13 protein-coding genes are annotated in these 13,874 nt (G+C 72.3%); 10 read left to right on the top strand and 3 right to left on the bottom strand.

Annotation, left to right across the window (positions count from 1 at the left end; translation table 11 throughout):
* Window positions 1-52: 52 nt before the first annotated feature.
* Complete coding sequence (gene hisS, locus ACPXB1_RS24755) at window positions 53-1,381, top strand: histidine--tRNA ligase (RefSeq protein WP_355597542.1); 1,329 nt, start codon at window positions 53-55, stop codon at window positions 1,379-1,381.
* 77 nt (window positions 1,382-1,458) lie between these two features.
* Complete coding sequence (locus ACPXB1_RS24750; RefSeq protein ID WP_355597624.1) at window positions 1,459-2,397, top strand: acyl-ACP desaturase; 939 nt, start codon at window positions 1,459-1,461, stop codon at window positions 2,395-2,397.
* A gap of 118 nt (window positions 2,398-2,515) precedes the next feature.
* Here the strand turns inward: ACPXB1_RS24750 and ACPXB1_RS24745 are convergent, their stop codons facing one another.
* Window positions 2,516-3,022: a PaaI family thioesterase gene (locus tag ACPXB1_RS24745; RefSeq protein ID WP_355597540.1), complete on the bottom strand. Its 507-nt coding sequence runs from the start codon at window positions 3,020-3,022 to the stop codon at window positions 2,516-2,518.
* Window positions 3,023-3,077: 55 nt separating this feature from the next.
* Between ACPXB1_RS24745 and ACPXB1_RS24740 the strand changes: the two genes are divergently transcribed.
* Both ACPXB1_RS24740 and ACPXB1_RS24735 read left to right on the top strand, forming a co-directional pair.
* Complete coding sequence (locus tag ACPXB1_RS24740; protein ID WP_355597538.1) at window positions 3,078-3,554, top strand: winged helix-turn-helix transcriptional regulator; 477 nt, start codon at window positions 3,078-3,080, stop codon at window positions 3,552-3,554.
* 368 nt (window positions 3,555-3,922) lie between these two features.
* On the top strand, window positions 3,923-4,969 hold the full coding sequence (locus ACPXB1_RS24735; protein ID WP_355597536.1) for a S1 family peptidase: 1,047 nt from the start codon (window positions 3,923-3,925) through the stop codon (window positions 4,967-4,969).
* A gap of 67 nt (window positions 4,970-5,036) precedes the next feature.
* Here the strand turns inward: ACPXB1_RS24735 and ACPXB1_RS24730 are convergent, their stop codons facing one another.
* Both ACPXB1_RS24730 and ACPXB1_RS24725 read right to left on the bottom strand, forming a co-directional pair.
* A complete protein-coding gene (locus ACPXB1_RS24730) occupies window positions 5,037-5,660 on the bottom strand; it encodes a DUF998 domain-containing protein (protein ID WP_355597534.1) in 624 nt (207 codons plus the stop codon).
* Window positions 5,661-5,813: 153 nt separating this feature from the next.
* A complete protein-coding gene (locus ACPXB1_RS24725; RefSeq protein WP_355629261.1) occupies window positions 5,814-6,548 on the bottom strand; it encodes a DUF998 domain-containing protein in 735 nt (244 codons plus the stop codon).
* A gap of 154 nt (window positions 6,549-6,702) precedes the next feature.
* Here ACPXB1_RS24725 and aspS point away from each other — a divergent pair, with 154 nt between their 5' ends.
* From aspS to ACPXB1_RS24695, 6 genes are all read left to right on the top strand, one after another.
* Window positions 6,703-8,508 (top strand): aspartate--tRNA ligase, encoded by a 1,806-nt coding sequence (gene aspS / locus ACPXB1_RS24720; protein WP_355629277.1) that lies wholly within the window; start codon window positions 6,703-6,705, stop codon window positions 8,506-8,508.
* A 124-nt stretch (window positions 8,509-8,632) separates the two neighbouring features.
* Window positions 8,633-9,445, top strand: a complete 813-nt coding sequence (locus tag ACPXB1_RS24715) for a sugar nucleotide-binding protein (RefSeq protein WP_355629274.1) — start codon at window positions 8,633-8,635, stop codon at window positions 9,443-9,445.
* A gap of 84 nt (window positions 9,446-9,529) precedes the next feature.
* Window positions 9,530-10,129 carry a winged helix-turn-helix domain-containing protein gene (locus ACPXB1_RS24710; RefSeq protein WP_355629258.1) on the top strand — a complete coding sequence of 200 codons (600 nt, stop codon included), beginning with the start codon at window positions 9,530-9,532 and terminating at the stop codon, window positions 10,127-10,129.
* 52 nt (window positions 10,130-10,181) lie between these two features.
* Window positions 10,182-11,480 (top strand): MFS transporter, encoded by a 1,299-nt coding sequence (locus ACPXB1_RS24705; protein ID WP_355629255.1) that lies wholly within the window; start codon window positions 10,182-10,184, stop codon window positions 11,478-11,480.
* Between the two features lie 107 nt (window positions 11,481-11,587).
* On the top strand, window positions 11,588-11,800 hold the full coding sequence (locus ACPXB1_RS24700) for a hypothetical protein (RefSeq protein ID WP_007458297.1): 213 nt from the start codon (window positions 11,588-11,590) through the stop codon (window positions 11,798-11,800).
* Window positions 11,801-11,875: 75 nt separating this feature from the next.
* Window positions 11,876-13,414 carry a replication-associated recombination protein A gene (locus tag ACPXB1_RS24695; protein WP_355629253.1) on the top strand — a complete coding sequence of 513 codons (1,539 nt, stop codon included), beginning with the start codon at window positions 11,876-11,878 and terminating at the stop codon, window positions 13,412-13,414.
* Window positions 13,415-13,874: the final 460 nt, after the last annotated feature.

The raw sequence follows: 13,874 nt of genomic DNA, 5'->3' as shown, positions 1-13,874 counted from the left end.
CGGACCCACGACACCACCGCGCCGCGGGCGCGGGACCGCAAGGAGTACGCCAATGAGCAAGCCCACGCCCATCTCAGGCTTCCCGGAGTGGACCCCCGGCCAGCGGATGATCGAGCAGTTCGTGCTCGACAAGATCCGGGGGACGTTCGAGTTGTACGGGTTCGCGCCGCTGGAGACCCGCGCGGTGGAGCCCCTCGACCAGCTGCTGCGCAAGGGCGAGACCTCCAAAGAGGTGTACGTGATCCGGCGGCTGCACGCCGACGCCGAGGGCGGCGGCGGTGACGACCAGCTCGGCCTGCACTTCGACCTGACCGTGCCGTTCGCCAGGTACGTGCTGGAGAACGCCGGCAAGCTCGCCTTCCCGTTCCGCCGCTACCAGATCCAGAAGGTGTGGCGGGGGGAGCGCCCGCAGGAGGGGCGCTACCGGGAGTTCGTGCAGGCCGACATCGACATCGTCGACCGGGACACACTGGCCCCGCACCACGAGGCGGAGATCCCGCTGGTGATCGGGGACGCGCTGCGCTCGCTGCCGATCCCGCCGGTGACCATCCAGGTGAACAACCGCAAGGTCTGCGAGGGCTTCTACCGGGGGATCGGGCTGACCGACCCGGAGGCGGCGCTCCGTGCCGTCGACAAGCTCGACAAGATCGGCCCGGCGAAGGTGGCCGAGCTGCTGGCCCAGACCGCCGGTGCGAGCGAGGCGCAGGCCAAGGCGTGCCTGGCGCTTGCCGAGATCTCCGCGCCGGACGCGTCGTTCGCCGACGCCGTACGCGCCCTCGGTGTCACCGACCCGCTGCTCGACGAGGGCATCGAGGAGCTGGTCCGGGTCGTCGAGACCGCCGCCGAGCACTCGCCCGGCCTGTGCGTCGCCGACCTGCGCATCGCCCGGGGGCTCGACTATTACACCGGCACCGTCTACGAGACCCAACTGCACGGCTACGAGCGCTTCGGTTCGATCTGCTCCGGCGGTCGGTACGACAGCCTGGCCACTCTCGGCGCCACCTCGTTCCCCGGCGTGGGGATCTCGATCGGGGTGACCCGGCTGCTCGGGCTGCTCTTCGGCGCGGGCGAGCTGTCGATCTCCCGTTCGGTGCCCACCTGTGTCCTGGTGGCGGTGACCGGCGAGGAGCAGCGTGCGGCAAGCAACCGGGTGGCCGAGGCGCTGCGGCGACGCGGGGTGCCGACCGAGGTGTCGCCCAGCGCGGCGAAGTTCGGCAAGCAGATCCGCTACGCCGAGCGGCGCGGCATCCCGTACGTCTGGTTCCCGGGCGTCGACGACGCGCCCGACGAGGTCAAGGACATTCGCTCAGGTGAGCAGGTAGCGGCCGACGCGGGGGAGTGGATGCCGCCCGTCGAGGACCGTACGCCGAGAGTCAACTGAGTCTCACCACTGGCGCGCAGAGCCGCGGGGACCTACGGTAGCGTAAGTTACGCCACCGTAGGGAGTTTCTCGTGACCATGAGCACCACACTGAGCCAGACCGCACTCCTCGTCGAGCTGGAGCCGGTTGTCGCACGCAACCTGGACCGCCACCTCTCGCTGGCCAAGGAGTGGTTCCCGCACGAGTACGTGCCGTGGAGCGAGGGGCGCACCTTCGACGGGCCGCTCAATGGTGAGGCGTGGTCGCCGACCGACTCGACGATCCCGGACGTCGCCCGCACGGCGCTCATCGTCAACCTGCTGACCGAGGACAACCTGCCCTCGTACCACCACGAGATCGCCACCCTGTTCGGTCGCGACGGCGCGTGGGGCACCTGGGTGCACAGGTGGACCGCGGAGGAGGGCCGCCACGGCACCGCCATCCGCGACTACCTGACCGTCACCCGGGCTGTCGACCCGGTGGCGCTGGAGCGGGCCCGGATGACCCACATGTCCGCCGGCTACGTCAACGTGCACGACGACGAGGTGCTGCACTCCCTGGCGTACGTCTCGTTCCAGGAGCTTGCCACCCGCATCTCGCACCGCAACACCGGCAAGGCCACCGGCGACCCGGCCTGCGAGGCGTTGCTGGCCCGGGTGGCAGCCGACGAGAACCTGCACATGGTCTTCTACCGCAACCTGCTCGCCGCCGCGTTCGAGCTGGCGCCGAGCCAGGCCATGCGGGCCGTCGCCGACGTGGTGGCCGACTTCCAGATGCCCGGCAACGGCATCGACGGCTTCGCCCGCAAGTCGGTGGCGATCGCCCTGGCCGGCATCTACGACCTGCGCCAGCACCGCGACGAGGTGCTCCAGCCGGTGCTGCGTCAGTGGGACGTGTTCAACGTGACCGGCCTGAACGCCGACGGCGAAGCCGCCCGGGAGCAGCTCGCCACCCAGCTCGACGACCTGGACCGCGCAGCGAGCCGCTTCGAGGAGAAGCGCGACGCCCGAGCCGCCCGTCTCGCGTCCCGCGCCTAGGCTCCCCGCTCCGCCCCGCGGCTCCGCGATCTTGCACTTTGTGCCTCCGCGAATCGGTGCAATGCGCCTGTTTCGGCGACCGAAAGTGCAAGATCGCGGGGGTGGGGGGTGGGGAGGGTTAGGGCAGGGGGAAAACCAGGCAGGTGCTTGTGGCGTGGGCTATCAGGCGGGCGTCGGTGTCGGTGAGGCGTGCTTCGGCCAGGGCGGTGCGGCGGCCACGCTGGAGCACGGTGCCCTCGCAGCGCAGCGTGCCGCTGTCGACGGTGACCGGGCGGAGGAACTTGACGTTCAGGTCCAGCGAGGTGTAGCCGACGCCGGCCGGCAGCGTGGTGTGCACGGCGCAGGCGGCAGCGGTGTCCAGCAGTGTCGAGATGACTCCACCGTGGACGGTGCCCAGCGGGTTGTAGTGGAACTCCTGCGGGATCAACTCGATGGCGACGCGGCCCTCGTCGGCCTCCATCCGCCCCATGTCGATCAGGTCCATCACGGGCGGCCCGGCCAGCTCTCCGGCGATCATCGCGCGGAGCAGTTCGATGCCACTGCGCCGCCCCACCTGCGCGGCGTTGGCCGCCGGGTCCGACCAGGTGAAGGTACGGCTGCGCGCCGGCTCCTGGGTCTGTGTCATGGACGCAGCCTCGCAGCCGATTGCTGAGTCTGTCAACAAGACCTAGCCTGGGCGGATGACGCCTGCGGCACTGGACTGGTCGGTGGAGAACTGCACCATCGCCCGCGCGATGGAGATCCTCGGCGAGCGGTGGACGCTCGTGGTGCTCCGCGAGGTGTTCAACGGCATCCGACGCTTCGACGACATGCGGGTACGCACCGGGATCCCGCGTCAGGTGCTTACCAACCGGCTGGCCGTGCTTGTGGAGCGGGGCGTCCTGCGCCGCGAGCCGTACCGGGAGCCGGGTAGCCGGGTACGCCACGAGTATCGGCTGACCGAGATGGGTCTGGCTCTGTGGCCGGTGCTGGTCGCCGTGCTCGGGTGGGGCGACCGGTACCTCGCCGACCCGGAGGGCTCGCCCCTGCGGGTGGCACACCGCGACTGCGGTGCCGAGGTACGCGTCGAGCTGCGCTGCGCCGAGGGGCACGAGGTGACCGAACCTCGCGACGTGCTGCCCCGCCCTGGCCCGGGAGCGCGCCGCCGTACCCCCTGATGCCGGATCGCCGCCGGGGCCGCGCCGTCGCGCCGGGCCGGGGGCGGCGGGCGGCCGAGGCTGCTTCGCAGACGGCGTTGCCCTTGGGTGATCGGTTGTGGCGGCAAACGCGCCCGGCGGCCGAGGGTGTCCGAAACGGATCCGAGGGCTCTTTCGGTGTGACGGTGCCTGTCCGTCAGCGTGTCAGTGGTGTTGCGGCGATGTGACCGGTGAAGGTCGACGAATTCGGGCGAAACCAAGTCTTGTCAATGATCTTAAGTATGTGAATACTTCAGTTCACTCAGCCGGTTTCCCCAGATCGGCTGGGTTGCCCTCGGGTCAGCCGCCCTCGGCGAGACCCGTACTCCCCCGCCCAGGAGGTTTGTTACATGCGACCCACGAGGTCCTCATTCCGCGTTGCGGCGACCGTCGCCGTGAGCGGAACCCTGGTCGTCGGCTCGCTCATCGGCGCCCCCGCCCAAGCCGCCCCCGCCGCCTCTGCCGACACCGCCGCCGCGCTCTCCGCCGAGCTTGGTGACCGCTCCGCCGGCTCGTACATCGACGCCAGCGGCAAGACCGTCGTCACCGTCACCGACGCCGCCGCGGCGCGGAAGGTGAGCAACGCCGGGGCGACCGTCAAGTACGTGACCCGCGGGGCCGCCGAACTCAACCGCGCCACCGCCGACCTGGAGCGTTCGGCGAAGATCCCGGGCACCGCCTGGTGGAGCGACCCGGTCACCAACCAGGTCGTCGTCTCCGTGGACAGCACGGTCACCGGGGCCAAGCTGGAGCGGGTCAAGGCCGCCGCGGCGCGCGCCAACGGCGCCGTGCGGGTCGAGGCCGAGGCCGGCGTGCTGAGCACCCGGATCTCCGGTGGCCAGGCCATCTACGCCGGTGGCGGCGGGCGCTGCTCGCTCGGCTTCAACGTGCGCAGCGGCAGCACCTACTACTTCCTGACCGCTGGGCACTGCACCAACATCTCGGCGAGCTGGTACTCGAACTCCGCCCAGACCTCGCTGCTCGGCACCCGCACCGGCACCAGCTTCCCGGGCAACGACTACGGCATCGTGCGGCACAACAACTCCGCCAACGCCGCCGGCAACGTCTCGCTCTACAACGGCAGCTTCCGGGACATCACCGGCTCGGGCAACGCCTCTGTCGGCCAGTCGGTGCAGCGCTCCGGCAGCACCACCGGGCTTCGCAGTGGCTCGGTGACCGCGACCAACGCCACTGTGAACTACGCCGAGGGTTCGGTCTCCGGCCTGATCCGCACCAACGTCTGCGCCCAGCCGGGCGACAGCGGCGGCTCGCTGTTCGCCGGTGGCACCGCCCTGGGCCTGACCTCCGGCGGCAGCGGCAACTGCAGCACCGGCGGCACGACCTTCTTCCAGCCCGTCACCGAGGCCCTGAGCCGCTACGGCGTCAGCGTCTTCTGATCCTCGTACCGCAAGCGGGCCGCCGGAGCACTCCGGCGGCCCGTTCGCTGTCCCGGTCCGTGACGGGTCAGGGCAGCGGCCGGCGGCGGGTCAGCGCGGCGAGCACGGCGGCCAGCGGTACGACCGCCTCGGCGGCCGCCACGAGCCGCTCCGTCAGTCCGATCCATGCGCCGTCGGTGAAGAACACGACGGCGAACCAGCCGAGCAGCCCCAGCAGGAGCGCCGTCACCGCGAACGCTGGCCAGCGGGCCGGTCCGCTCGGAGCCGTCCCGTCCGGTTGCTCCAGGGCTTTGGGCCGCGCCGTCCGCCAGGGCACGGCCAGGGCGGGCCACACGGCCAACGCCCCGAACGCCACACCTGCGGCGACGACGTGGGTGATCGACCCGTCCGGGCGCTGCGGAAAGACGACGAGCACCACTGTGGCAAGCCCGCCGAGTGCGAGCAGCCCACGGCCCGCCGGTGCGGCGGTGACCAGACCGAGCGCCGTCACCAGGTGGCAGAGCCCCAGGCCGGCCAGCCCGACCGTCATGATCCAACGGTGGTCCGCGTCGGTGGCGGCGAGCGCGCTGATGGTCTGCCGGATCGGATCGAACCCGTCCGGTTGGGCGGCCTGCGCCACAGTCCAGCCTCCGACGAGGAACAGTGGCGCGCTGCCGGCTGACAGCAGGGCCCAGCGGGGAACGACCGACATCGCGTGATCGTAGCGGTGCGGCCGGCGGCGATACCGTGTGCGCGGACGGCCGGACGCGCCAGCCCGAGCAGCACCCCGACACCGCCATCGCGACGCCGCCGGCGGTCGGAGTTGGCCGGCGGCTGGCCCGGCCCGACAGAGGTCAGGCGCGGCTCACGGCAGCGGATCGGACCGCCGCGCGGTGGAGCCGGGCGGTGGGCGAAGCGGATCCGGGGTCACGACGCCGGTCAGCGGCAGGGCCGGACCGACGGTGGTGGTGCCACCGGCGGCCCAGGTGAGGTGCGCCCGCCGGGCCGACAGGACCGCAAGCAGTGGCCAGAGCGCCACCGCCACCGCCGTGACCCGCTCGGCAAGCCCGGTCCGGGACCCGCTCGTCACCTCGAACGCCGACCAGCCGAAGAGCGCCAGCAGCACGATTGTCGCGCCGAGCCCCACAGCTCGACGGAACGCCCACGGCGGCTGCGGCGCCGCCGGATGCGACTTGTCCCGACCCCGTGGCAGCCGCAGCGCCGACCCGGCCGGCCAGAGCGCCAGGGCCAGGACGGCAACCGTCGCCGCGATGCCATGGCTCAGCGAGCCGCCGACCGTCGGCCGGGGAAAGGCGACGAGCGCGATAGTGGCCACACCTCCGACGGCGAGCAGGAAACGGCTGGGCAGCCCTGCCGCGTGCAGGACGGCGGCCACCGCCAGATAGCAGCAGCCCAGCAGCATCAGGGCGGTGACCATGATCCAGGCGTCGGTGGCGTCCTGCCCCGCCAACTCGCTGATGGTGTCGCGGACCGGGTCGTACCCGGCGGGCTGCCTGCTCTCCGCGACCGTCCAACCGGCCACCAGCAGCACGGGCGCGGCAGCCGCCGTGGCGACGGCCCAGTTCGGTACGGCGCGCATTTCGCCACGTTAACCAATACGCCGGGCCGCCGAGCACGGTTCGCCCGTCCGCCCACCAGCGAATCCCCACGGGCTGCCGGGTGCCCCCGAAGGAGACCGGCCGCCCCTGACAGAATGCCGGTGAGGACTGTTCCACGATGAGGAGTTGCCAGCCGTGATCCGTACCCACAATGCCGGAAGCCTGCGCGCGACGGACGCCGGCTCGACGGTGACGCTGGCCGGGTGGGTGGCCCGCCGGCGCGACCACGGCGGCGTCATCTTCGTCGACCTGCGCGACGGCTCCGGCGTGGTCCAGGTGGTGTTCCGGGAAGAGGACGCGCACGCGCTGCGCAACGAGTTCTGCGTGAAGGTCACCGGCGAGGTGACCCGCCGCCCCGAGGGCAACGAGAACCCGGATCTGCCCACCGGTGAGATCGAGGTGACCGCCACCGAGCTGGAGGTGCTCTCCGAGGCCGCGCCGCTGCCGCTGCCGGTGGACGACCAGGTCGAGGCCGGCGACGACATCCGCCTCAAGTACCGCTACCTGGACCTGCGGCGCAGTGGCCCGGCGAACGCGCTGCGGCTGCGCTCGCGCGCCAGCCACCTCGCCCGGGGCGTGCTGCACGAGCGGGACTTCCTGGAGATCGAGACCCCGACGCTGACCCGCTCGACGCCCGAGGGCGCGCGTGACTTCCTGGTGCCGGTGCGGCTCCAGCCCGGCAGCTGGTACGCGCTGCCGCAGTCGCCGCAGCTGTTCAAGCAGCTGCTGATGGTCGGCGGCATGGAGCGGTACTACCAGATCGCCCGCTGCTACCGCGACGAGGACTTCCGCGCCGACCGGCAGCCGGAGTTCACCCAGCTCGACATCGAGATGTCCTTCGTGACCGAGGACGACGTCATCGACCTCGGCGAGGCGATCGTCTCGGCGCTCTGGAAGGACCTGGCCGGGCACGAGATCACCCGGCCGATCCCGCGGATCACCTGGCACGACGCGATGGCCCGGTACGGCTCCGACAAGCCGGACCTGCGCTACGGCGTCGAGCTGACCGAGCTGACCGACTACCTGCGCGGCACGCAGTTCCGGGTCTTCGCCGGGGCGATCGACGCGGGCGGCTACGTCGGCGCGGTGGTCATGCCCGGCGGCGCGTCGCAGACCCGCAAGGAACTGGACGGCTGGCAGGACTGGGCCAAGGCGCGTGGCGCCCGTGGCCTGGCGTACGTGGTGCTGGACGCCGAGACCGGCGAGGCGCGTGGGCCGGTGGCCAAGAACCTCTCCGCTGAGCACCTGGGTGGACTCGCCGACGCGGTCGGCGCCAAGCCGGGCGATGCGGTGTTCTTCGCCGCCAGCACGAACACCCGTGAGGCGCAGGAGCTGCTGGGCGCGGCCCGCGTCGAGATCGCCAAGCGGGCCGGCCTGATCGACGAGAGCGCCTGGGCGTTCTGCTGGGTGGTCGACGCGCCGATGTTCGAGCGCACCGACGAGGGCGGTTGGACGGCAGTGCACCACCCGTTCACCTCGCCGAACGCCGAGTGGGTGGACCGGTTCGAGGAGGCACCGGACCGCGCTCTCGCCTACGCGTACGACATCGTCTGCAACGGCAACGAGATCGGCGGCGGCTCGATCCGTATCCACAGGGGTGACGTGCAGAAGCGGGTCTTCGACCTGCTCGGCATCACGCCGGAGGAGGCGCAGGACAAGTTCGGCTTCCTGCTGGAGGCGTTCAAGTACGGTGCCCCGCCGCACGGCGGCATCGCGTTCGGCTGGGACCGGGTCTGCATGCTGCTGGCCGGCGTGGACTCCATCCGCGAGGTCATCGCGTTCCCGAAGACCCGGGGCGGCTTCGACCCGCTGACCGGCGCGCCCACGCCCATCACCGCCCAGCAGCGCACCGAAGCCGGCATCGACGCCAAGCCCAAGCCGGCCGCCACCCCCCACACCGGCACCGCCGGCCCCGCAGCCCCAGTAGCCGACCCGGTCTAGCAGTCCCGCTGCCCCGTCCCGCCCCCGCCGCTCCGCGCGGTGATCATGAGGTTGACGGGGGCGTGCTTCGGCGCGTCGCCCCGCTAACCTCATGATCGCCGTGGGTGGGGGAGGGGCGGGGATCATGCGGGTGCTTGTGGTGGGCGGTAGTGGGTTTCTGGGGCGGGAGGTTTGTCGGCGGGCTGTTGACGCCGGGTGTTCGGTGGTGGGGACCTTCCACTCCGGTGGAATCGAGGTGCCGGGTGTGGCCGCACGGCGTCTGGACGTGACCGACCGGGCCGCCGTGCGCGCGCTTGTCGCGCAGGTGCGCCCCGACGCCGTGGTGAGCACCCCCTACCGGTACGACGACTGGACGGTCACCGCCGACGGGACCGCGCACGTGGCCGTCGCCGCCGCCGAGGCCGGTGCCCGGCTGGTGCACATGTCCAGCGACGCGCTGCACGCCGGCCGGCCGTCGCCGTACCTCGACGACGACGTGCCCACCCCGATCCACGCGTACGGGGCCGCGAAGGCGGCGGCGGAGACCGCCGTGCGGGCCATCGACCCGGGCGCGGCGCTGGTGCGTACCTCGCTGATCGTGGGGGAGGGCAGTAAGCAGATCCAGCTCTGCCGGGACGCGCTCGCCGGCCGGGCAGTGCTGTTCACCGACGAGACCCGCTGCCCGGTCGACGTCACCGACCTGGCCGACGCCGTGCTGGAACTGGCCCACTCGTCGTACGCCGGTCTGTTGAACGTGGCTGGCCCCGACGCCGTCAGCCGGGCCGAGCTGGGCCTGCTGGTGGCCGGGCGGGTCGGCCTGGACACCGCCGCGCTGAAGACCGCCACCGGCGGCGCCGCCGGGGTGGTCCGCCCCACCGAGGTACGCCTGGACTGCTCCCGCGCCACGGGTCTGCTGCGCACCCGACTGCGGGGAGTGCGCGAACTCCTGGCCCGCTGATCCGCTGAGCTCCTGACCCGGTTGTTGCACACTTCCTATGCATAACTCTTGTGCATAGGAAGTGTGCAGAGTTAGTGTGCAGGCATGCAGGCCCCTTCACCCGACCGTCAGGCTGAGCCTCGCCGCGTCCATCTAGACAGCAGGCAGGTGCGCACCCTGGCTCACCCGCTACGGATGCGGCTCCTCGGCTCGCTCCGCGTGGACGGTCCGGCCACCGCCACCGTCCTGGCCGAGAGGCTGAGCACCAACACCGGTGCGACGAGCTACCACCTGCGGCAGCTCGCCGAGGTGGGGTTGGTGACCGAGGACCCGGACCGGGGCACCAGCAGGCAGCGCTGGTGGCAGGCCGCGCACGACATCAGCAACTTCGAGCCCACCGACTTCGACGACGACCCGGACGCCCGCGCCGCTGTGCAGTGGATCCAGGCTGACCAGGTACGGGTCATGGCCGAGCTGTACGAGAGGTGGATGGCCGTCGAGCACCACCAGTCCCGGCCCTGGCGTGACGCCGCCGGCATGAGTGACCTGGTGCTGCCGCTCGACCCGGCCCGGCTGCGGGCCCTCAACGACGAGCTGTGGGAGGTGCTGATGCGCCACCGCGACGAGCCCGTGGCCGACGGCGGCGACGTCAAACCGGTGCACGTGTTCCTGGCCGGCATCCCACGGCTGGACGAGCGGTGGTGAGCGCGAGGAGCGCGGTCCTGCGGGCCTCGCAAGCGTCAACAGAGGACGCGCAGTGAGCGCGCTGACCGTACGTCAGGTCCGGCAGCGGTTCCTGCTCCTGCACGGGCTGCGGTGGCTGCCCAGCGGCCTGATCATTCCGGTGATGGTCCTGTTGATGCAGGAGCGTGGCCTGTCGCTGTCCCAGATCGGGCTTGTCACCGTGGCCCAGGGGCTGGTCGTGCTGGCGCTGGAGCTGCCCACCGGCGGCCTCGCCGACGCCCTCGGCCGCCGGCCGGTCCTGCTGGTGGCCTGGACACTCGGGCTGGCTTCCCTGCTGATCTTCGCGGTCGCCGACTCGTTCGTCGTCTTCGTGCTGGTCTGGGCCCTGCAGGGGGTCTTCCGGGCCCTCGACAGCGGTCCACTGGAGTCCTGGTACGTCGACGCCACCCTCGCCGCCGACCCGGAGGCGAAGTACGAGCCGGGTCTCGGCTACGCCGGGACCGTGATCGGCGTGGCCATCGCCGCCGGCGCGCTGCTGGCAGGCGGCCTGATCGCGCTCGGCCCGATCGGGCCGGTCAGCGCGCTCACCGTCCCGGTGCTCGTCGCCGCGGCTTTCCAGGTGGTGGCCCTGGCCGCCCTTGTGACACTGCTGCGGGAGGTCCGCCCGGCCAAGGGGGCTGGGGCGTTGCGGGCCTCGATCGTCGAGGCGCCCCGGATGATCGGCCAGTCGTTCGGGCTGCTGCGCCGTTCCCGGGTGTTGCTGGCCCTCGTCGCGGTGGAACTGTTCTGGGGCTTCGGCATGGTCACCTTCGAGTCGCTGCTGCCGGTCCGGCTCGCCGAGGTGGTAGGGGATCCGGACCGGGCGGCGGCGCTGCTCGGACCGGCGAACTCGGCGGCCTGGCTGGCCAGCGCGGCCGGTGCCGCCCTCACCCCGCTGCTGCTGCGCTGGCTGGGCGCCGCGCCCAGCGCCGCCCTGCTGCGCATCCTGCAGGGCGCAACTGTGGTCGGGATGGGTCTGTTCGCAGGCCCGGTCGGGGTGCTCGTGGCCTACCTCGCCTGCTACAGCATCCACGGGGCGTCCAACCCGGTGCACATGGGTCTGCTGCACCGCCAGGTCGACGGCCCGTACCGGACCAGCGTGATCTCGCTGAACTCGATGATGGGCCAGCCCGGCTTCGCGGTCGGCGCGGTCGTGCTCACCGCGCTCGCCGACCGGGTCAGCGTCACCGCCGCGATGCTCGTCGGTGCGGTCGTGCTCGCCGTGGCCGCCCCGCTCTACCTGCCGGCCTGGCGGGCCAGCCGCCGGCCTGCGGACCCGTCGGCCGACACGGCTCCGGTTGCCGTGCCCGCCGAGCAACCGACCAGCCCATAGGGGCCAGGCTGGGCGACGGCATGGCTGATCCACGGTGGAGATTGACGAGTCGACCGATTGGGTACATCACGCGCCGACCTACTGGGAACCCCCACCGGAGGACCGACATGCTCGCCATTCTCGCGGCCATCGTCTTTGGCTTCGCCCTGCTGCTCGACCTGCTCAACACCGACTTCGGCGCGCCGGACCTGTTCAACTGGAACACCCTCGTGCTCATCGGTCTGCTCCTGCTCTCGCTCTACCTGGCCGGCGTGGGCAGCGGCCCGCGTGGCGGTGGCGGGGGCCGTTGGTACCGGGGTCGTCGCCCCGGCCGTGGCTGACCGGAACCGATCATCGATGGCCCGGCCCGCAGCGCGATTCCGGCGTCGTGGGCCGGGCCCGGTACTGTCTTCGTGATGGAGTCCGACGCCCTCTTCTCCCTCGGTGCGCCCACCGGGCCGCGCAGCGCGCCCGAGGGTCCCGCCGGTGTCGACGGCTTCACTCCGGTAGCAGACGATTCGCCCCTGCCCGTCCGGATGCGCCCGGCGACCCTCGACGAGCTGGTCGGCCAGGACCACCTGCTCGCCCCCGGCGCGCCACTGCGGCAACTGGTCTCCGGCGGCGCTCCGCTGTCGGTCATCCTCTGGGGACCGCCCGGCAGCGGTAAGACCACAATCGCGCACCTGGTCGCGGCGGCCACCGACCGCCGGTTCGTGGCCATGTCGGCGCTCTCCGCCGGGGTCAAGGACGTCCGCGCTGTCATCGAGACGGCCCGCCGCCAGCGCCGCTCCGGCGGCCCGCAGACCGTCCTCTTCATCGACGAGGTGCACCGCTTCAGCAAGACCCAACAGGATTCGCTGCTCGCCGCCGTCGAGGACCGCACTGTCACGCTGCTCGCCGCCACCACCGAGAACCCGTACTTCTCGGTCATCTCCCCGCTGCTGTCCCGGTGTGTGCTGCTCACCCTGCAACCGCTCGACGACGACGCGGTACGCGGCCTGCTACGCCGGGCGGTCACCGACGAGCGCGGCCTCGGTGGCACGCTCACCCTTGAGCCCGAGGCCGAGGACCACCTGGTCCGGCTCGCCTCCGGTGACGTCCGCAAGGCGCTGACCGCGCTGGAGGCGGCGGCTGCCTCCGCCACGGCGCTCGGCGTCGGGCGCATCGACCTCGCCACCGCCGAGCAGGCCGTCGACGTGGCGGCGGTGCGCTACGACCGCGACGGCGACGCCCACTACGACGTGGTCAGCGCGTTCATCAAGAGCATGCGCGGCTCGGACGTGGACGCCGCCGTGCACTGGCTGGCCCGCATGCTCGTCGCCGGTGAGGACGCCCGGTTCATCGCCCGCCGGCTTGTCATCTTCGCCAGCGAGGACGTCGGCATGGCCGATCCCACCGCGTTGAGCGTGGCCACCGCCGCCGCGCACGCCGTCGAGTACGTCGGGCTGCCCGAAGTGCAACTCAACCTGGCCCAGGCGGTGATCCACCTGGCCACCGCGCCCAAGTCGAACTCGGCCACCACGGCGATCGGTGCCGCCATCGCCGACGTACGGGCCGGTAAGGGTGGCCCGGTGCCGCGCGGGCTGCGCGACGCCCACTACGCCGGCGCCCGAGGGCTCGGCCACGGCACTGGCTACCGCTATCCGCACGACGACCAGCGCGGCGTGGTCACCCAGCAGTACGTCCCCGACGACCTGGTGGGCACCGACTACTACCAGCCCAGCCAGCACGGGGCGGAGCGGTCGGTGGCGACCCGGTTGCCGCTGCTGCGCCGGATCGTGCGCGGCCTGCCGACGCCACCCGCCCGACCGGAGGCACCGAAAGCCGGGGCATCCGTAACGGCGCACGCCCCATCGGCGCTTGCCGGTGAGAACGGTCGCCCGACCATGGGTACGGGCGGTCCCAGCACGACGCAGGACAGCGGCACTGACGCCGCAGGAGAGGGTCAACAGTGAGATCGCGTGGTGCGGATCGCCCGGACGAGGGCCCGGACGAGCGGCGTGATCCCCGCGCCAAGGGCCGCCGCTGGGGTCGGGGCCGAGCCGAGGCCGAGCCGGAGGAGCCGGTGGCCGGCGAGGAGTTCGGCTGGATCGACGACCTGCGCTCGGCCAAGCAGCAACGCACCGAGTTGGGCCCGGACGGCGCACCGGCCGAACCTGTGCCGCCACGCGCGGGTGTGCCTGCGCCGCCGGACGCGCCGCCCGCTCCACGCCGTGGTGACCCGGACGGCCCCGGCGCGCGGCGCCCGACTGACGGCCCCTGGCCGGGTGAGCCGCCGCAGGCTCGTCGCCCTGACGAGCGGCCACCCGCCGACCGTCCCCGCGCCGCAGGTCCAGGTGCCCCGGCCGAGCGTCCCCGCGTCGTAGGTCCCGGCACCCCGGCGCAGGGCCAGCCGGCGCCGCGTGGCGCACAGCC

This window comes from Micromonospora sp. DT68, from assembly GCF_049847245.1.
Classification (GTDB): Bacteria; Actinomycetota; Actinomycetes; order Mycobacteriales; family Micromonosporaceae; genus Micromonospora; species Micromonospora profundi.
Note: the sequence above shows the minus strand (reverse complement) of the source record. Positions and strands in the feature narration are given on the sequence as shown.

Bases quoted from the DNA above. Each gene is read 5' to 3' on its own strand.
- hisS (WP_355597542.1), top strand. From the start codon at position 53: ATGAGCAAGCCCACGCCCATCTCAGGCTTCCCGGAGTGGACCCCCGGC.
- ACPXB1_RS24750 (WP_355597624.1), top strand. From the start codon at position 1,459: ATGAGCACCACACTGAGCCAGACCGCACTCCTCGTCGAGCTGGAGCCG.
- ACPXB1_RS24745 (WP_355597540.1), bottom strand. From the start codon at position 3,022: ATGACACAGACCCAGGAGCCGGCGCGCAGCCGTACCTTCACCTGGTCG.
- ACPXB1_RS24740 (WP_355597538.1), top strand. From the start codon at position 3,078: ATGACGCCTGCGGCACTGGACTGGTCGGTGGAGAACTGCACCATCGCC.
- ACPXB1_RS24735 (WP_355597536.1), top strand. From the start codon at position 3,923: ATGCGACCCACGAGGTCCTCATTCCGCGTTGCGGCGACCGTCGCCGTG.
- ACPXB1_RS24730 (WP_355597534.1), bottom strand. From the start codon at position 5,660: ATGTCGGTCGTTCCCCGCTGGGCCCTGCTGTCAGCCGGCAGCGCGCCA.
- ACPXB1_RS24725 (WP_355629261.1), bottom strand. From the start codon at position 6,548: ATGCGCGCCGTACCGAACTGGGCCGTCGCCACGGCGGCTGCCGCGCCC.
- ACPXB1_RS24715 (WP_355629274.1), top strand. From the start codon at position 8,633: ATGCGGGTGCTTGTGGTGGGCGGTAGTGGGTTTCTGGGGCGGGAGGTT.
- ACPXB1_RS24710 (WP_355629258.1), top strand. From the start codon at position 9,530: ATGCAGGCCCCTTCACCCGACCGTCAGGCTGAGCCTCGCCGCGTCCAT.
- ACPXB1_RS24700 (WP_007458297.1), top strand. From the start codon at position 11,588: ATGCTCGCCATTCTCGCGGCCATCGTCTTTGGCTTCGCCCTGCTGCTC.
- ACPXB1_RS24695 (WP_355629253.1), top strand. From the start codon at position 11,876: ATGGAGTCCGACGCCCTCTTCTCCCTCGGTGCGCCCACCGGGCCGCGC.